The sequence below is a fragment of the Azospirillum sp. genome, from assembly GCF_035627195.1.
Lineage (GTDB): Bacteria > Pseudomonadota > Alphaproteobacteria > Azospirillales > Azospirillaceae > Azospirillum.
In genome coordinates this window covers 1-17,974 of the sequence record NZ_DASPMG010000354.1, presented here as the reverse complement: position 1 = coordinate 17,974, position 17,974 = coordinate 1, and the positions used below count along the sequence as shown (strand labels likewise).

Here is a 17,974-nt window from a genome sequence, read left to right as displayed (position 1 = left end):
TTGCCGCCCTCACCGGCGAAGGGGTTGCCGTCGCCGCGCAGGCTGAAGCTGAGGCTGCCGGAGTCGGCCTTCACGCCGGCGTCCTGCAGGGCCTTCTCCAGCGAGCGGGCGTCGCGCTGCAGAAGTTCCAGGGTCTGCGGCTTGTCCACGGCGATCACCACCTGGACGCGGCCTTCCTGCTGGAACTCCAGCTTGATCTCGATGCGGCCCAGCTCGTCCGGGCGCAGGTTGATGGTGAACTGGTCGTTGCCTTCGCGGACGTTCTTCTGGACGTGCACCGCCAGCTGGTCGGGGACGCCCATCGGCATGTGCGCGCCGCGCGACGGGCGCAGCGTCGCCAGCGGCTGCGGGGCGTCCACCCCGGCCGGACCCTTCGCGGCGTCCAGCCCGGCGAGCGCGGCGTGGTTCAGGTCGGCGGCCGTGTGCTCGGTCCGGCCGGTGCTCCCGGCCGCGGCGGTCGCGTCGACGGCGGCGGCGGTCGCTTCGGCCGCGGCTGCGGCCGACTTCAGCGCCTCGGCGGCGTCAGGCTTGGCGACGGTGGCTTGGGCGGCCTGGGCGGCGGGCTGCGTGTTGGGCTGCGCCTGGCCCTGCGGCTGGCCCTCGCCCTGCGTGCCGGCATCGCCGTTGCCGGTGTTGGCGGATTTCTCGGCGCGCTTGCGCTCGTCGATCACGGCGACCAGATCGGCCATGTCGTCGGGCAGCTTGAACTCCTCGTCGGTCGGCAGGGCCTCGCCGCGCGCGGCGCCGTCCGCGGCGGCGGCCTGCGTCCCGGCGGCCTTCGCCGCCTCGCCGCCGGCTTCACCCGCCGTCACCTCGCCGGCGGCGTTCAGCGCGGCCTTGAGCATCTCCTCCGGCGTGGCGGGCGCGGCGGGACCCTGGCCGCCCGCCGTCGCCGTGCCGACGGTCAGCGGGTCGGCGGCCTCGGCCGTGATCTCGCCCTCGAACCCCTCGACCTGCACCTGCGCCAGACCGCTCAGCGCGGTCATCGTCAGTTCCGAATCCTCGGTGATGATCTGGACGGTGGTTTCGGTGATCGTCACCTCGGCCTCGATCACCACCAGCTCGTCGCCGTTCCCGGCGGTCGCGGCCTCGGCGGACTCGGCGGCGCCGTCGGTCGCCTCGGCGGCCTGCGCGGCGGCGTCCTCGCCGGTGTCCGCCGGCTCGCCGCCGGCGTTGGCGGCATCGGTGGTGTCGGTGGCGGCCTTGTCCGTGCCGGCGGGCTGGTTCGCCTTCGCCGTCTGGGCCGTCCTGTCGGCTGCATCGGCCTTGTCGGCGGTGGCCTTCGCCTCGGTCTTGCGCGCGGCGTCGCCGTTCTCGCGCCCGGCGTCGCGGACCGCCGGGTCCTTGGTCTCCGCCCGGTCCGTGGTCCGGTCCCCAGCGCGATCCAGGGCGCGGGCCCCGTTGGCGCCGTGCGCCTCGGCAGCGCGCGGGGAGGGGGAGGAGTCATCGGCGCGCGGCGGCTGCGGCTTGGCGGCGGAACGGGCCGGCGCACGGGGCCGTTCCGCCTGGGCCGCGCGCTGCTCCTCGCGCTTGCGCTCCATGGCGTCGCTCATCAGCCGGTTCATCATCTTGGCGAACTCGTCGTCCTTGCCCGCCGTCTGGCCGGCCGTGTTCGGCGCCAGCTGGTCGAGCAGGGAGAGCGGGGCGGATGACAGGATGTCCATGGCACGCGGTCCTCGGCTGAAAGGGCGTTCTGGTTTTTGCAACTCCCGGGCCAACTGCGGCGCCCCTGGAAAACGCCGGGATTCCGGCGCGGCGCGGGGCGGCGTGGGGATGGCTGGGCAGATCCGGCCGGCGGGCGGCAATTTCCGCCGGGTGTCGGGGCCGATCTTGCCGGGAAGCGATCGTGCCCGGCGGGCGAAAAAAAACGGGCCGCGCGAGGCGGCCCGGAGTTTTGGATGGATGGAGGGTACCAACGAGAACTGAAAAAATACGCCGGCCTACAGTTTGGTGTTCAGCGTCGCCGCGGTTGCCGGGCCGTGCCGGGGCGGGCCATAGCCGCGCGGCGGCGTGCCGCCGTAGGGGGTGGGCGTCGGGCCGTAGGCGACGCCCGGCTGCGACTGGCGGGCGCGGTTCACGGCGGCGACCACGGTGTCGACAACCATCTGCTGGGCGTCCTCGCGCAGGCGCAGCGCCGCGGCGTTGGCGCCGGCGCTGAGGTACAGCGCGCGGGTGACGTCCTTCAGGCGCTCCTTCACCGGGTCGGGCAGCTTGGCCATGCCGTCGGGGTCGATACGCAGCAGGCGCGAGACCTCCTCGTACACCAGCACCATCGGCTGCTTGTCCTTGGCCAGCTGCGCCATCTCGGCCGCCGGGCGGCGCTGGCGGATGGCCGCCGTCTCGCGGTCCAGATGGGCGGACAGCCGCTCCATCAGCCCGATCAGCGCGGTGGCGCGCTCCTCGGCCGTCGTCGGCAGGTTGGCGGGGGCGCCCTTGGGCTTCTCCTGGGGGAAGCGGACGTCAACCTTGTCCATGGCTCATCTCCTGTGCGCGGAGCAGCTCGCGATAGACCGAATCGGCCAGTCCGAAGCCGCCGCGGCGGTTGACCTGCTTGGCGTATTCCTGGGTCAGCATGGAGCGGAACATCTCCTCCCCGTGCCCGCCGCCGAAGGTGTCGTCGACCTCGATGCCCTCGAACAGCGGCGTCAGCATCTGGCCGATGAAGACCTCCTCGAACTCGCTGGCCTTCTTGCGCAGGGTCTCGCGCGTCGCCGCGCCGACCTTGCCGTCGTCCACCGCGTCGGTGCCGGCGGCGCGCCGCATGGCGTCGGCCGAAACCGGCAGGCGGGGGGCCTGAAGGCTCGCGTACGAGCCGGCGTGGGAGAGGGCGGTTTCCATCAGATCACCTCGATCTCGGCTTGCAGGGCACCGGCCGCCTTGATCGACTGGAGGATGGCGATCATGTCGCGCGGGCCCACTCCCAGCGCATTCAAACTCTGTACCAACTCCTGGAGGGTGACGCCCGACTGCATGACGGCGAGGCGGTTCTGAGACTGGTCGTCGACCTGGATGTCGGTGCGCGGCACCACCGTGGTCTGCCCGTTGGAGAAGGGGCCGGGCTGGCTGACCTGCGGGGTCTCGGTGACCTTGATGGTCAGGTTGCCCTGGGCGATGGCGATGGTGGAGATGCGCACGTTCTCGCCCATCACGATGACGCCGGACTTCTCGTCGATGACGACGCGGGCCACCTGGTCGGGCGTGATGCGCAGCTGCTCGATCTCGGTGATCAGGCCGACCACGTCGCCGCGCCGCACCTCCGGCACGGTCAGCAGGACCGAATGCGGGTCGGTCGCCTGCGCCATGTTGCCGCGAAGCTGCATGTTGATGGCCGCCGCCACGCGCTGGGCGGTGGTGAAGTCGGGGTTGCGCAGGGACAGGCGCACCACCGGCAGCTCGGCCAGGGAGAACTGGATCTCCCGCTCCACCAGCGCGCCGGACGAGATGCGCCCCGCCGTCGGCACGCCGCGCGTGATGCTGGCGCCCTGGCCCTGGGCCGAGAAGCCGGATACGGCGATCGGCCCCTGCGCCACGGCGTAGACCTCGCCGTCCGCGCCCATAAGCGGGGTGACCAGCAGGGTGCCGCCCAGGAGGCTCTTGGCGTCGCCCATGGCGCTGACCGTCACGTCGATGCGCGTGCCCTGGGCGGCGTAGGGCTGCAGCGTCGCCGTCACCATCACCGCCGCCACGTTCTTGGTGCGCATGTTGGTGCCGCGGGTGTTCAGGCCCATGCGCTCCAGCATGCCGATCAGACTCTGTTCGGTGAAGGGCGAGTTGTTCAGGCTGTCGCCCGTGCCGTTCAGGCCGACCACGAGGCCGTAGCCGATCAGCATGTTGTCGCGCACGCCTTCGACATCGACGATGTCCTTGATGCGGGCGGACACGGCGGAGGCCGGCTGCGGCAGCGCCAGGGCCATCGCAAGGACGGCGGCGACGGCCAGCGCCAGACGGCGCAGCGTGCGGAAGGGGGAGGTCGGTTTCGACGTCATGGCGATCATCTCTTCTGGACGGTCGCCGATCCCCATGCGATCCCCGTGCCAACCGACGCGGGGAGCATTTCCGCCAATCCCGCGCAGTTGTTGCCGGCGCATCACACCGTTTTGTCACGCCAAACCGGCAAATTTTGCCCGATTGCGGCAAGCCTTGACCAGATGTTAAGGTTGTTCCATCTAAGGTTCCTGCACTTACGCTCCACGAAACGCGACCGGTTACGGAAGATATGAAAGTCGAAGGCTCCGGAAATCTTCGCGGCAGCACCTCGGTCCGGCGTACGGGCAAGTCCGAGGGTTCGTCGGGCGCAAGCTTCGCCAAGCAGCTGGTCGGGGAAACCGCCCAGGCGCCGGGCGTCAGCGCCGCGGCACCGCTCGCCGGAGTCGCCAGCGTGCTGGCCTTGCAGGAGGTGGACGACGCCACCGCCCGCGCGTCGCGCGGCAAGATGCGCGCCCAGGAGATGCTCGACAAGCTGGAGGAGATCCAGCATGGCCTGCTGTCCGGCGTCATGCCGCGCCAGCAGATCATGGACCTCGCCCGCGTCGTGCAGTCCCGCAAGGTCCACGTGGACGACCCGCATCTGGCCGAGATCCTCGACGCCATCGACCTGCGCGCGCAGGTTGAACTTGCCAAGCTTACTTCGTAGCAGTTCCGGGCGCGCGCCCCGCCGTGCCCGGCAAGCCCCCGCACCGTCACGATTTTTTCACGCAGCCCGGCATCAAACCGCAGGGTTGCGGTGAGGGTGCGCTCTACATATACTCCGCGCCGCCAAGGATACCCTTTTCGAGTTTGGAAGAATCGGATGTCGTCGCCGCTTATGCCCCCGGATTATAAGCCGTCGGAAGACGAACCGTTCATGAACCCCGCCATGCGGGAATACTTCCGCCAGAAGCTGCTGCGGTGGCGGGCGGAGCTGTTGGCCGAGTCCAGCGAGACTCTGCACAGCCTGCAGGAGGGCGGCATCCAGGAGCCGGACATCGCCGACCGCGCGTCGGCGGAGACAGACCGGGCGCTGGAGCTGCGCACCCGCGACCGCGAGCGCAAGCTGATCTCCAAGATCGACGCGGCGCTGGAGCGAATCGCGGACGGCACCTACGGCTATTGCGAGGAGACCGGCGAGCCGATCGCCGTCCGCCGTCTCGACGCCCGCCCCATCGCCACGCTGAGCCTCGAGGCGCAGGAGCGCCACGAGCGCATGGAACGCACGCAGCGCGACGACTGACGTCTCGACGACTGACGTCCCGCGCGCCGATTCGCCCGCCGCGGTGAATCGTCCGGCCACCCGCCGGGCGATTCCCGCGGCGTTTTCGTGTTCGCGCCCCGCATCCCGTTCCCGCACCCGCGGCGTGAACGGGAGCCCCGCTGGCCTGTTGATCATCCGCGGAAAACTGCGCATCGTCACGGTGGAGACCGGGTCACGGCGGAGCTTCCGCTCCCGGCGCACCGCACGATCGCGAAAGGACATCCCGTGGTTCCCGTCACCGTCCCGACCACCCCCTTCACCGACCAGCGCCCCGGCACCTCGGGGCTGCGCAAGGCCGTGCGGACGTTCCAGCAGGCCCATTACCTGGAGAACTTCGTCCAGTCGATCTTCGACGGCGTCGACGGGCTGGCGGGTTCGACGCTGGTGCTCGGCGGCGACGGGCGCTTCCACAACCGCGCGGCCGTGCAGACCATCCTGAAGATGGCGGCGGCGAACGGGGTGGGGCGCATCGTGGTGGGGCAGGGCGGCATCCTCTCCACGCCGGCCGCCTCCTGCGTCATCCGCAAGCGCGGGGCGCTGGGCGGCATCATCCTGTCGGCCAGCCACAACCCCGGCGGCCCGCAGGGCGACTTCGGCATCAAGTTCAACGCCGCCAACGGCGGCCCGGCGCCCGAGGCGCTGACCGAGGCGTTCTTCCGCCGCTCCAAGGAGATCACCGCCTACCGCACGGTCGAGGCCGCCGACGTCGACCTCGACACGTTGGGCGAGCGCGCGCTTGGCGCCATGGCGGTGGAGGTCATCGATCCCGTGGCGGACTATGCCGAGCTGATGGAGTCGCTGTTCGACATGGCGGCGATCCGCGGCCTGTTCGCCTCGGGCTTCCGCATGGTGTTCGACGCCATGCACGCGGTCACCGGCCCCTACGCGGTGGAGATCCTGGAGCGCCGCTTGGGCGCCCCCGCCGGCACCGCCATCAACGCCAAGCCGCTGGAGGATTTCGGCGGCCACCATCCCGACCCGAACCTCGCCCACGCGGTGGACCTCGTGGCCGCGCTGACCGGTCCGGACGCGCCGGACTTCGGCGCCGCGTCGGACGGCGACGGCGACCGCAACATGATCCTCGGCCGCGGCGTCTTCGTGTCGCCCAGCGACAGCATCGCCGTGCTGGCCGCCAACGCCACCCACGTGCCGGCCTACGCGGGCGGGCTGAAGGGGGTGGCGCGCTCCATGCCGACCAGCGGCGCCCTGGATCGCGTCGCCAAGGCCCTGGGCATCCCGTGCTACGAGACGCCGACCGGTTGGAAGTTCTTCGGCACACTGCTGGACGCCGGGCGCATCAGCCTGTGCGGCGAGGAGAGCTTCGGCACCGGCTCCGACCACGTGCGCGAGAAGGACGGCGTGTGGGCGGTGCTGATGTGGCTCAACGTCCTGGCCGCCCGCCGCATGTCGGTGGCCGAGATCATGACGGAGCACTGGGCCACCTATGGCCGCACCTACTACGGCCGCCACGATTACGAGGGCATCGAGCAGACGGCCGCCGACGCGCTGATCGACGGGCTGCGCGCCAAGCTGCCGAATCTCGCCGGCACCACGCTGGGCGGGCGCCGCGTGGTGGCGGCGGACGAGTTCTCCTACGTGGACCCGGTGGACGGCAGCCGCTCCGACCGGCAGGGGCTGCGCGTGTCGTTCGAGGATGGTTCGCGCATCGTCTACCGCCTGTCCGGCACCGGCACCTCGGGCGCCACGCTGCGCGTCTACTTCGAGCGCTACGAGCCGGTGGGCGGCGACCACGCGCTGGACGCCCCGGTGGCGCTGAAGGATCTCGCGGCCCTTGCCGCCGAACTGGCCGAGATCGAGCGCCTGACCGGCCGCACCGAACCGGACGTGGCGACCTGATTCGGGGAGGCGTTCCCGCAGGTTGGGCCGCGCAGCGCGGTCCAGCCTGCGCTGTCCGCGCACAGCAAAAAGGCCCGCCGAAGCGAGCCCGTACCGTGCATCCGATCCGATGGAAGAAGTGGTTGGGGGACTAGGATTCGAACCTAGGCTGGCGGAGTCAGAGTCCGCTGTCCTACCGCTAGACGATCCCCCAAACTGGAGCGGGCGAAGGGATTCGAACCCTCGACCCCAACCTTGGCAAGGTTGTGCTCTACCCCTGAGCTACGCCCGCTCTGGCTCCGGCGGTAGGATTCGAACCTACGACCAACGGATTAACAGTCCGCTGCGCTACCGCTGCGCCACGCCGGAATGAAGCGGCCTTATACGAAGGCCCGGCCGCCAAGACAAGCCAGAAAAAAACGCTCCAGAACCAAACAACTCTACTGCCAACCTAAGAACCAATTGGTTCAAGAACCAAATGGTGGAGCCGAGGGGGATCGAACCCCTGACCTTCGCAATGCCATTGCGACGCTCTCCCAGCTGAGCTACGGCCCCATGTGGTGCGCTTGGAGGGACTCGAACCCCCACGGCCGTGAAGCCACTAGGACCTGAACCTAGCGCGTCTACCAATTCCGCCACAAGCGCGTTCCCCGTGCCCCGCGAGGGGCGTGGGGCGCTCCGTATAGCGCCGCTCTGCACTGCCGCTCAAGCCAAAAAATGCATGCGCGTGAAAATTTTTCGGCGACCCCGGATCGCCTCACGCCGCGACGAACCAAGCGGCCGACACGTCCGGCGCCCGGATGCCGATCAGGATCACCTGATCGCCGGTGGAGAAGGTGACCACCGCGCCGCTGGCGCCGTCCCCAATGGTCCAGGTCATGCCGGCGGCCACCTGCAGCCGGTCGCCCTGCTCGGCGCGGAAGTCGGCCACCACGTCGCTCCCGCCGCCCGGTGCGAAGACGAAGGTGTCCGCCCCCAGGTTGCCGGCCAGCGTGTCGTTGCCCAGGTTGCCGGCCAACGCGTCATCGCCCTGGCCGCCGAAGATCGTGTCGCTGCCCTGGCCGCCGAACAGGCGGTCGCCGGCCATGTTCCCGTACAGCACGTCGTCGGCCATGTTGCCGAACAGCGTGTCGGCGTCCTGCCCGCCGAACAGGCTGTCCGCTCCCTGGCCGCCGAACAGCGCGTCCATCCCCTGGTTGCCGTACAGCGCGTCGCCGCCCGGATTGCCGTACAGCGCATCGTCGCCGAGGCCGCCGACCAAGCTGTCGTCGCCCTCGGCCCCGGACAGCACGTCGTTGCCCGCCGCGCCGGTCAGCACGTCGGCATTGGACGAGCCCAGGACAGTCTCCGCGGCGCCCGGCACCGGCGGGGGCACCGGATCGGCCGGCGGAGTCGGCGTGCCGCCACCGCCTCCTCCGCCACCGCCACCACTTCCACCCCCGCCGCCAGCGCCGCCAGCACCGCCACCGCCGCCGTTGCCGCCCGTGACCGGCGGCGGCGCCCAGTCGTCGTTGCGGATGGTGCCATTGGTCGAGCTGATGGCGATCGTGGCGCCGCTGGCGTTGGACAAGGTGATGCGGAACCCCTCGTCGGGCTCCACCACGGAATCGGCGGACACCATCACCGTGATCGCCCGGAGGTTCGCCCCTTCGGCGAAGGTGACCGAGCCCGAGGGCAGGGCGCCGCCGAAATCGGCCGCGTCCGCCGGGTTTGCGCCGAATCCGGAGACCGACCAGTGCACGGTGCTCGGACCGCTGGTGTCGCCGTCGCGCTCGATGAAGAAGACGAAGGGCATGTCACGGGTGGTGCCCTCGTATTGGTCGTTGTAGGCGAGGGCGATGAACAGGCTGGGGGGAGGGGGCTGATCGCTGTCGTCGTTGCGGATGACCGCGGTCGCCGTGCTCACCGCCACCGCCGCCTCGCCGCTCGGGTTGGTGAGCATGACGAGGAACCCTTCGTCGTCCTCGACGGCCCTGTCACCGGTGACGGCAACGGTGATGGTCTTGGTCGTTTCTCCGGCGGCGAAACTCACGCTTCCCCTGGGCAAGCGGTCGCCGAGATCGGAAGAGTGCGCCCAACTCGGTCGGGATCCGCTGACGATCCAGTCGGCCGAGACCGCACCGGACGTGTCGCCCGCGCGCGTCACCGTGAACGTGAACGCGGTCGGGCCGGCGTTTCCCTCGGCCAGCACCGGAGTGCCGGCACGGATCGACAGGGTGGTCGAAGCCGTTGCCGCTGCCGACGGTACGACGTCGAGCGGAGAGCCGCCATACACCTCCGCAAAGTGGTCGATCAGGTCGACGTAGTTCGCCGTCACGCGCTCGGTCAGGTCCGACATCAGGGTGCCGGTGGTCAGGTACGCGTCGTAGGTCGGGCCGATGGGGTATTCGTCGATGGCCCCGATCATGTGTCCATACTCATGGGCCGTCGTGCGCTCGGCGCGGAGCGGATCGTCGGGGAACTGGACCCGCCAGTTCCCCATATCGAACTGACCGATTCCGGTGTGGACCTGCACGGTGTAATGCGGATCGGCGGTGACGAACTGCACGTCGAACCGGATCGGGTACTGGTGCGCTCCATCGGACAGGCTGAGCTGGTTGTTCCAGATCCGCTCGATGCCGTGTTCCCACCAGGTCGCGAACGGGCCGGGATCATCACCGGTAAGCTGGACCCGCGTGACGACGTTGAAAGCTGCGCCGTCGAAGCCCAGGTCGAAGGAAATCTCAGTATTTCCCTCGTGGGATCGAACCAATTGCTCGATGCGCGTCATGCCGAAGGTGGCCGGCGGCGGGGTGGCGTCGTCGTCGCGGATCAGGCCATCCGCCGAGGCGACGGCGATCATGGCGCCTGTGGCGTCGGACAGCGACACGCGGAAGCCCTCGTCACCCTCCATGGCCGTGTCGCCGGAAACGGCGACGGAGATCGTCTTCGCCGTCTCGCCGGTTGCGAAGGTGACGGTGCCGCCCGGCAGGCTCCCGCCGAAGTCAGCCGCCGCCGCGGGATTCGCGCCGGTGCCGGTGACCGACCAGTGCACGACGCTTTCCCCGGCGGTGTCGCCGGTGCGCGTCAGGGTGAAGGTGAAGGGGGTGGTGCCCGCGTCGCCCTCACGCCGGTCGGCATTGGCGGCGGCGATGGACAGGCTGGGGAGAGGGGGCTGATCGCTGTCGTCGTTGCGGATGACCGCGGTCGCCGTGCTCACCGTCACCGCCGCCCCGCCGCTCGGGTTGGTGAGCATGACGAGGAAGCCTTCGTCGTATTCGACGGCCGTGTCGCCGGTAACGGAAACGGTGATGGTCTTGTGGGTTTCGCCGGGCGAGAAGCTTACAATTCCTCGCGGCAAGGTGTTGTCGAAGTCGGTGGGGTGCCCCCAGTTCGGTCCCGAACCGCTGACGACCCATTCCGCCGTTGTCGATCCGGAAAGATCCCCGGTGCGTGTGACCGTAAAGAGAAACGGCGTGACCGACGCGTTTCCCTCATCCTGGCTTTCCCTCACGGCTGCTATGGACAGAGAGGTCGCCGCACCTGCCCCCGATTCGTCAATGACATCGAGCCGCGTGCCGGTTCTTTGCTCGGCGATGTACGCAATAAGATCGACGTAGTTTCCGGTTAACCGCTCCGTCATGGATGACATGAGTGTCGATGCCGTGGTGTAGCCAATGTAATCAGGATAGACGAGGTATTCGTCGACCGCGCCGATCATGTGGCCGTATTCGTGGGCCGCGACTTTCTCCGGATAATCTGCCCCCCATCCCATATCAAGGTACCAATCCGACATGTAGCTGCGCCCTGGTCCGCTGTGGACGCTTACGTCGTAATGGGGAGAAATGCTCGTAAATTGAACGTCAAAACGTATCGCGTATTGTCCGTCCTCGTTGCTTAAGCTGTATTTGTTATTCCATATCCGCTCTATCCCTTGCTCCCAAAGTTGTTGGAATATTTCTGGATCATCCCCCTTGAGTAGGATGCGTGTCTCGACTTTGAATTCTGTGCCGTCGAATCCGAGGTCAAAGCGGACGGTCATATTCCCTTGGTGCGATCTCAGAAATTGGCTGACGGGACTTGGGCCAAAGGAGGCAAGCGCCAATATGTGAGGCCAAGCGTCGGCGGCGATGAATGGATTTCGTATGCAGGCCGGCCCGGTCGCCATGTCCAGTTCCCACGACCCGCCCAGGTCCGCGTGCCCGACCAAGTGCGTTGCGGCCGCGACGCGGGCGCCGGTCGCCTGCGCCAGGCGCTCGACGAACGACCGCCCGTCCTCGCCCGCACCCGTGCGGCATGCGTGGATCAGGATCCCGGTGCCCGCCGCGTCCGGCCACGTCCGCCCGCACAGCGACGCCGCCGTGATCGGCTCGGCCCCCAGCAGGACGCGCCCCGGCTCGCCGTGGGCCAGCAGGTGGACGGCGGCGGGGCGCTGCGCCAGAACGGCGGCGAGGATGGGGTGGGCGTCGGCCGTGCCCGGCACCAGGACGACCTCCACCTCCGGACGCCGCTGCGCCAGCAGGAGGTCCAGGTCGGGAAGCTGGGCGTCGGCCAGAAGCACTTCGCGCATGGGCACCTTCTCCTCCGCCGTCGCCGGGGCACCGCGCGGGCAAAAGGGTCCCGCCGGCCGGAAGCCGGCCGTGTCGGGGCGACGCGCGGTTGCAGAACGTGGAATTCAGCAGCGCGATGGTGCGGGGACGGGTGCCGCCCGGCAACTCAGGCAAGGGCGGTACGGCTTCCGCGGGGTGCGCGGGTGGTGGGGATGCGCCGAAGGGGGTGCCGCCGCCCGCCCCCGGCAAGGCATGCCGAAGGGCCGGCAGAAACTGCCGGCCCTTCCTTGCCTGGGATGGAGGAGGTGGATCAGAAGGGGCTGATGATGTCGAACAGCTGCTGGCCGTAGCGCGGCTGCTGCACGTCGGTGATCTGGCCGTGGCCGCCGTAGGCGATGCGGGCTTCGGCGATCTTCTCGTAGCTGATGGTGTTCTGCGCCGTGATGTCCTCCGGCCGCACCACGCCGCTCATCACCAGGTCGCGGCGTTCGTAGTTCACGCGCACCTCCTGGCGGCCCTGGATGACCATGTTGCCGTTCGGCAGGGTCTGCGTCACCAGCGCCGCCACCTTCAGCTCGATCTGCTCCTTGCGCTTGATGGCACCCTTGCCGGTGTTGGCGCTCTTGGACGAGGCGTCGACGAGGCTGTCGGCGTTCACCGCGTCGGGCAGGATGGCGCCCAGGCGGCTTTCGAAGCCGAACAGGCCGGGCAGGCCCATGCTCTCCGAATTGTCGCGGGAGCGCTTGCTCTCGTTGTCGATCTGCGCCTGGTCGTCGATCTTGATCAGCACCGTCAGGATGTCGCCCACCTTGGCCGCGCGCTGGTCCTTGAAGAAGGCCTTGGCGCCCGTCCGCCACAGCGAGTTCGGGTTTCGCTCCGCCGGCAGCGGCGTCGGCATCGGCAGGCTCACCGGCTGGTAGCCGGGCATCGCCTGCGGGTCCTGGATCGCCGACATCTTCGGCGGCTGGCCGATCTCGGACAGGCGGCCGGCGGCGCCGCAGGCGCTCACGGTGGCGGCCAGGGCGGCGAGGACGGCGAAGCGGGCCACGGTGCGGGCGGTGCGGCGGGCGATCAGGGCGGACATAGGAGCTTTCTCCTTACTTGAGGACGGTGGCGCCGGGCTTTGCCACGGCGACGAGGTTGGGGCCCGCAACGGTGGCTTCGACGATGCGGTTGGATTGGGTGTTCAGCACGCGGATGGTGTCGCCGCGCCCGCCTTCCTGCAGGGCCTTGCCCTGGGTGGCGAGCGTGAGCACCGGGGTTTCCAGGGTGATGGTGACGACGGCACCCTTGTCGATGATGCGCGGCGACTGGACGTCGCGCAGGCGGACCGGCTGGTTGACCGGCACGCCGCGCTTGGGCGTCATGCCGACGATCTGCGCGTCGCTGGCGGCCGTGTCGCTGCCGGCCTGATCGGCGCGGACCTCGACCCAGTCGACGTCGGCGGCGGTGATCAGGTCGCCCGGCGCCACGCGGCGCACCAGCACCGGCACCTCGACGGTGCCGTAGGCGCGGCCGGCGACCGGCAGGCGCACCGCAGGGGCGGTGCCGGGGATCACCAGCTCGGCCGCGAAGCGCGCCTGGACCGGGCTGTAGTACAGGTTCTCGACCCGCAGGCCGCCTTCCACCGCGGCACCCGCCGGGGCGCGCAGCTCGACCGCGCGGCTGTCCAGTTCCAGGCGCATCTTGCCGACCGGGATGTGGCGGGCCAGCGCCTCGGTCAGGGCGGCCTCGGCGTGCGTCTGGCCGTACACGATGGCCGGCTGCGCCTGGGCGGCGGCGGTCACCGGCGCCGTCAGGGCGGCCAGGGCCAGCGCGGTGCCGAGGAAGAGGGCGGAAGCGGTGCGGGTCATGGTCGTCACTCCTCAGGTCAAGCCGGCATCAGCGCATCTGGCCGGCCTGCTGCATCATCTCGTCGGTGGTCTTGATGATCTTGGAGTTCATCTCGTAGGCGCGCTGGGCGGTGATCAGCGTGGTGATCTCCTGCACGATGTTCACGTTGGAGGTCTCCAGCGCACCCTGCACCAGCCGGCCGAAGCCTGCGGCGCCGGGGTTGCCGGCCACCGCCTCGCCCGACGCCGGGGTCTGCATGAACAGGTTGTCGCCCACCGCTTCCAGGCCGCCCGGATTGGCGAAGGTGGCGAGCTGGAGCTGGCCGACGTTCTGCGGCTCCACCTGGCCGTCCAGCTTCACCAGCACCTCGCCCGAGGAGTTGATGGCGATGTCGGTCGCTGCGGTCGGGACGGTGTTGGCCGGCTGCACCTGATAGCCGTCGGCGGTGACGATGATGCCCTCGGGCGACAGCTTGAAGTTGCCGGCGCGGGTATAGGCGGTGTCGCCGTTCGGCATCAGCACCTGGAAGTAGCCGGAACCGTTGATGGCGACATCCAGCTTGTTCTCGGTGATGTTCAGGTTGCCCTGTTCCATCATGCGGCCGATGGCGGCGACGCGCACGCCCGCACCCACCTGCACGCCGGTCGGCACGATGGTGCCGGCGTCCGACGAGGTCGAGCCGATGCGGCGGAAGTTCTGGTACAGCAGGTCCTGGAACTCGGCGCGCTGCTTCTTGAAGCCGGTCGTGGTGGCGTTGGCGATGTTGTTGGAGATCGTCTCGACGTTGAGCTGCTGGGCGATCATCCCGGTGGCACCGATGGCGAGGCTGCGCATGGCTGGTTCTCCTGTCGAATTCTTCGTTTAGGCCGTGCGGCCCAGCCGCTGGATGGCGGTGCGGATGCGCTCGTGCTCGGTGTCGATCATCCGCTGGTTCTGCGCGTACTGGCGGTTGACCTCGATCATCGTGGTCATCTCCACCACCGGCCTCACGTTGGAACCCTCAAGCATGCCCTGTGCCACTTTCGTGTCGGCCGGGGCCGGCTGCGGCTCTTCGTCGCTGACGTAGAGGCCGGCGCCCACTTCGGTCATGAGCTGCTCGTTGCGGAAAGTGACGATGTTCAGGCGGCCGACGGGGCCCAGCTCGGTCGAGATGGTGCCGTCGCTGGTCACCGTGATGTCGCGGGTGCCGGCCGGGATGGTGATCGGCTGGCCGTTGTCGGACAGCACCGGCAGGCCGCCGCCGTCCACCACCTGGCGCTGGTCGTTCATGCGGAAGGAACCGGCGCGGGTGTAGCGGCGGCCGCTGGCCGTATCGACCGTGAAGTAGCCGTTGCCGGTCAGCGCCAGGTCCAGGGAATTGCCGGTCTGCGTCAGGCCGCCGGTCGTCAGGTCCCGCACCACCGCGCGGTCCTGCACCATGCTCACCTGCTCGTGCATGCCGGGGCGCTGCAGGAACTCGGTGAACAGCATGCGCTGCTGCTTGAAGCCGGTGGTGTTCATGTTCGCGACGTTGTTCGCGACCACATCCAGCTGGCGGCGCAGCGACATCTGGCGCGACAGGGCGATGTAGGCGGGGTTTTCCATCGGCGGCCTCTAGCGTCTGACGGTGCCGGTCACGGACCCTCCGTGGCGGCGCCGATAGCAATGCACTCCGCGTGCCAACCCAGATTCCGCGCCGTTTTCGCCCCGTCCGGTCACAGGGGTGCTGCTCCGGCGCCAGGTGCCGGGCAATTCCTGCCGCATGGCGGCCGTCCGGCGGCCCATGGGCGGCGAGTTCTGCCGGGCGCGCTGGGCACGAACGTCCCCGTTCCCGCCCGCGGGGTGCGGGCAGGGCAGGGCGCCGGCAAGCCCTGCCGGCGCACGCCTTCGTCCGGCGCCGCCAAGGCGGTGCCGGCCGGGCCGGACCCCGCATGGACGCGGACTCCGGGCTATGTGGAGGTGTGGCTACTCAAGAACCGTGCCGGAGGCGGGGGGCGCCCGTTGGGGCTGGAAAAAGGCGGGGTGTTGAGGCAAGATCGTGCCATGGACATGCCCGACGACCTGAAGGGACTGCTGATTCGCCTCCTCGACCGCATCGAGGCGGTGGCGGCCGACGTGTCGCAGATCAAAGCCGACGTGTCGCAGCTGAAGGCCGACGTCACCCACATCAAGTTCCATCATGGCGAGCGGCTGTCCGCCATCGACGCCCGCCTTGACGAGCAGCGGCAGACCATCAACGCGCTGATCCCCACGCGCATCGCCGCCGTGCCCCCGGCGGCCGAGTAGACGCGCCGCTCCGCACCCCATTCCCGTCCCTCTTCTCCTCCCGCGTGGTCACACCCGCCGCAGGCGTGTGAAAGGACTTATTAACTATCCCAAAGATAGGGTGACCGGTACTGAACCGGCCCTGTTTTCCTGCCCGCGCACGACGGAATCCCTATGACGGCGCACGCCGACAACGACGAAGGCGACCTCTCTGGCGAAGGCTTGCCGCGCAAGAAATTCAGCGGCAAGAAGCTGGTGCTTTTCGTCATCCTGCCGCTGCTGCTGCTGGTGGGTGCCGGTGCCGGCATCTACTTCTCCGGCGTGCTCGACATGCTGCTGGGCAAGAAGGAGGAGGCGCACGCGCCGGAGGCCGAGAAGGCCCCCGATCCGCACGCGGCCCCGGTCTTCTACGACCTGCCGGACATGCTGGTGAACCTCAACAGCGCCGGCAAGCGCCCGGCGTTCCTCAAGATCAAGATCTCCATCCAGGTGTCGAAGCCGGAGGACATCCCGGCCATCAACCAGGTGCTGCCGCGCATCATCGACAACTTCCAGGTCTACCTGCGCGAGTTGCGCCTGGAGGACCTCAAGGGCTCCGCCGGCATGTACCGGCTGCGCCAGGAACTGCTGATGCGCATCACCGCGGCGGCCTACCCGGTGAAGGTCAAGGACGTGCTGTTCCGGGAAATGCTGGTGCAGTGACATGAGCAACCCGGAAGAGCTGAGCGAAGAGGAGCGCCTCGCCGCCGAATGGGCGGCACTCGCCGAGGACAGCGGCGACATGGGCGACATGGGCGGGGGCGGCGGTTCCACCCGCGTCCTCAACCAGGACGAAATCGACAGCCTGCTGGGGTTCGACCAGGGTGGCGCCGGTGACGGCGACAACTCCGGCATCATGGCGCTGGTCAACTCGGCGCTCGTCAACTACGAACGCCTGCCCATGCTGGAGGTGGTCTTCGACCGCCTCGTCCGCATGATGTCGACGTCCTTGCGCAACTTCACGTCCGACAACGTCGAGGTCAGCCTCGACCAGATCTCGTCCGTACGTTTCGGCGACTATTTGAACTCCATCCCGCTGCCGGCCATGCTCTCCGTCTTCAAGGCGGAGGAGTGGGACAACTACGGCCTGATGGTGGTGGATTCCGCGCTCATCTACTCGATCGTCGACGTGCTGCTTGGCGGCCGGCGCGGCACCGCGGCCATGCGCATCGAGGGGCGGCCCTACACCACCATCGAACGCAACCTGGTCGAGCGGATGGTGCACGTCGTGCTGTCCGACCTGTCGGCGGCGTTCGACCCGCTGTCGCCCGTCACCTTCCGCTTCGACCGGCTGGAGACGAACCCGCGCTTCGCCACCATCGCGCGGCCCGCCAACGCCGCCGTGCTGGTCAAGCTGCGCATCGACATGGAGGATCGCGGCGGGCGCCTCGAGCTGATGATCCCCTACGCCACCCTCGAACCCGTCCGCGAGCTGCTGCTCCAGATGTTCATGGGTGAGAAGTTCGGCCGTGACTCGATCTGGGAAACCCACCTCGCGTCCGAGCTGCTGGTGACGGACGTCGATCTGGCCGCCGTGCTGGACGAGGTGACGATGACCCTGCACGACGTGCTGAACTGGCGCGTCGGCACTCGCATCCTGCTGAACGCCACGCCCGACGGCTCGATCGAGCTGCGCTGCGGCGACGTGTCGATGTTCCAGGGGCGCATGGGGCGCAAGGGCGGCCACATCGCCGTGCGCATCGAAAAGGAACTGCCCAAGCAGGAGGTCATGCGGCTATGAGCCCGGTCATCTCCCTGGTCCTCGACCTGGTGATGGTGGGCCTGCTGGTCGCCACCATCGCCTACGCCATCATCCTCAACAAGCAGATCATCCGCATGCGCGAAAGCCGCGGCGAGATGGCCGAGCTGATCAAGGGCCTGAACGAGGCGATGGCCAAGGCCGAGCAGGGCGTGCGCGGCATGAAGCGCACGGCGGCCGAGACCGGCGACGGTCTGCAGCGCTCCATCGACAAGGCCGCGGCGCTCCGCGACGAGCTGCAGTTCATGGTCGAGGCCGGCAACACGCTGGCCGACCGCCTGTCCGGCTTCTCCGACAGCGACCGGCCGAAGCACACGCCGGCCCGCCCGGCGACAGGTGCGACGCGCCAGCCGTCGGCCTCGGTCGCCGCCGCGCTGCGCCCGCTTCTGGAGGAGGCGGAGGCCGCCGAGGCCGCCCCCCCGCCGCTGCCGCGCCGCGCGGCACCCGCTGCCCCTCCGAAGTCCGACGACGATGCCGACCGCCCGCGTCCGGGCGAGGAGGGCC

General features: G+C 69.2%; 16 protein-coding genes and 5 tRNA genes. 7 read left to right on the top strand and 14 right to left on the bottom strand.

Features of this window, described 5'->3' with window-relative positions:
• From VED21_RS31435 to VED21_RS31420, 4 genes are all read right to left on the bottom strand, one after another.
• Positions 1 to 1,664, bottom strand: a 1,664-nt coding sequence (locus tag VED21_RS31435; RefSeq protein WP_324889571.1) for a flagellar hook-length control protein FliK, incomplete at its 3' end; no start/stop codon positions are given.
• Between the two features lie 276 nt (positions 1,665 to 1,940).
• A complete protein-coding gene (locus VED21_RS31430) occupies positions 1,941 to 2,474 on the bottom strand; it encodes a flagellar basal-body protein (RefSeq protein WP_324889569.1) in 534 nt (177 codons plus the stop codon).
• Positions 2,461 to 2,838, bottom strand: a complete 378-nt coding sequence (locus VED21_RS31425; protein WP_324889567.1) for a rod-binding protein — start codon at positions 2,836 to 2,838, stop codon at positions 2,461 to 2,463. Before VED21_RS31425 ends, VED21_RS31430 begins: the two co-directional genes overlap by 14 nt.
• Positions 2,838 to 3,986 carry a flagellar basal body P-ring protein FlgI gene (locus tag VED21_RS31420; RefSeq protein ID WP_324889566.1) on the bottom strand — a complete coding sequence of 383 codons (1,149 nt, stop codon included), beginning with the start codon at positions 3,984 to 3,986 and terminating at the stop codon, positions 2,838 to 2,840. The genes VED21_RS31425 and VED21_RS31420 overlap by 1 nt, the downstream gene beginning before the upstream one ends.
• A 230-nt stretch (positions 3,987 to 4,216) precedes the next feature.
• On the opposite strand from VED21_RS31420, the gene VED21_RS31415 reads away from it, so the two are divergent.
• The 3 genes from VED21_RS31415 (at position 4,217) to VED21_RS31405 (ending at position 7,087) form a co-directional block, all read left to right on the top strand.
• Positions 4,217 to 4,633, top strand: a complete 417-nt coding sequence (locus tag VED21_RS31415; protein ID WP_324889564.1) for a flagellar assembly protein FliX — start codon at positions 4,217 to 4,219, stop codon at positions 4,631 to 4,633.
• 156 nt (positions 4,634 to 4,789) lie between these two features.
• Complete coding sequence (gene dksA / locus VED21_RS31410) at positions 4,790 to 5,209, top strand: RNA polymerase-binding protein DksA (RefSeq protein WP_324889563.1); 420 nt, start codon at positions 4,790 to 4,792, stop codon at positions 5,207 to 5,209.
• 246 nt (positions 5,210 to 5,455) lie between these two features.
• The gene (locus VED21_RS31405; protein ID WP_324889561.1) at positions 5,456 to 7,087 is read left to right on the top strand and encodes an alpha-D-glucose phosphate-specific phosphoglucomutase; all 1,632 of its coding nucleotides are present in this window, start codon (positions 5,456 to 5,458) and stop codon (positions 7,085 to 7,087) included.
• A 119-nt stretch (positions 7,088 to 7,206) separates the two neighbouring features.
• Here the strand turns inward: VED21_RS31405 and VED21_RS31400 are convergent.
• The 10 genes from VED21_RS31400 to flgF form a co-directional block, all read right to left on the bottom strand.
• A tRNA-Gln gene (locus VED21_RS31400) sits at positions 7,207 to 7,280 on the bottom strand.
• A gap of 3 nt (positions 7,281 to 7,283) precedes the next feature.
• Positions 7,284 to 7,358: transfer RNA gene (locus tag VED21_RS31395), tRNA-Gly, on the bottom strand.
• 2 nt (positions 7,359 to 7,360) lie between these two features.
• A tRNA-Asn gene (locus VED21_RS31390) sits at positions 7,361 to 7,435 on the bottom strand.
• A gap of 110 nt (positions 7,436 to 7,545) precedes the next feature.
• Positions 7,546 to 7,621 (bottom strand) — tRNA-Ala (locus VED21_RS31385).
• A gap of 3 nt (positions 7,622 to 7,624) precedes the next feature.
• Positions 7,625 to 7,711 (bottom strand) — tRNA-Leu (locus VED21_RS31380).
• Positions 7,712 to 7,823: 112 nt separating this feature from the next.
• Positions 7,824 to 11,615, bottom strand: a complete 3,792-nt coding sequence (locus VED21_RS31375) for a Calx-beta domain-containing protein (RefSeq protein WP_324889559.1) — start codon at positions 11,613 to 11,615, stop codon at positions 7,824 to 7,826.
• Positions 11,616 to 11,905: 290 nt separating this feature from the next.
• A complete protein-coding gene (gene flgH / locus VED21_RS31370) occupies positions 11,906 to 12,679 on the bottom strand; it encodes a flagellar basal body L-ring protein FlgH (protein WP_324889557.1) in 774 nt (257 codons plus the stop codon).
• Positions 12,680 to 12,692: 13 nt separating this feature from the next.
• Positions 12,693 to 13,448, bottom strand: a complete 756-nt coding sequence (gene flgA, locus VED21_RS31365) for a flagellar basal body P-ring formation chaperone FlgA (RefSeq protein WP_324889555.1) — start codon at positions 13,446 to 13,448, stop codon at positions 12,693 to 12,695.
• Between the two features lie 28 nt (positions 13,449 to 13,476).
• Positions 13,477 to 14,262 (bottom strand): flagellar basal-body rod protein FlgG, encoded by a 786-nt coding sequence (flgG, locus tag VED21_RS31360; RefSeq protein ID WP_324889553.1) that lies wholly within the window; start codon positions 14,260 to 14,262, stop codon positions 13,477 to 13,479.
• 27 nt (positions 14,263 to 14,289) lie between these two features.
• The gene (gene flgF, locus VED21_RS31355) at positions 14,290 to 15,012 is read right to left on the bottom strand and encodes a flagellar basal-body rod protein FlgF (protein ID WP_324889551.1); all 723 of its coding nucleotides are present in this window, start codon (positions 15,010 to 15,012) and stop codon (positions 14,290 to 14,292) included.
• A gap of 438 nt (positions 15,013 to 15,450) precedes the next feature.
• On the opposite strand from flgF, the gene VED21_RS31350 reads away from it, so the two are divergent.
• The 4 genes from VED21_RS31350 to VED21_RS31335 form a co-directional block, all read left to right on the top strand.
• Positions 15,451 to 15,693: a hypothetical protein gene (locus tag VED21_RS31350; protein ID WP_324889549.1), complete on the top strand. Its 243-nt coding sequence runs from the start codon at positions 15,451 to 15,453 to the stop codon at positions 15,691 to 15,693.
• A 153-nt stretch (positions 15,694 to 15,846) separates the two neighbouring features.
• On the top strand, positions 15,847 to 16,374 hold the full coding sequence (locus VED21_RS31345; RefSeq protein WP_324889547.1) for a flagellar basal body-associated FliL family protein: 528 nt from the start codon (positions 15,847 to 15,849) through the stop codon (positions 16,372 to 16,374).
• A 1-nt stretch (position 16,375) separates the two neighbouring features.
• Positions 16,376 to 17,452 (top strand): flagellar motor switch protein FliM, encoded by a 1,077-nt coding sequence (gene fliM, locus VED21_RS31340; protein WP_324889545.1) that lies wholly within the window; start codon positions 16,376 to 16,378, stop codon positions 17,450 to 17,452.
• Positions 17,449 to 17,974: DUF6468 domain-containing protein (locus VED21_RS31335; protein ID WP_324889543.1), on the top strand; the 526-nt coding region annotated here is incomplete at its 3' end. The genes fliM and VED21_RS31335, both read left to right, overlap by 4 nt.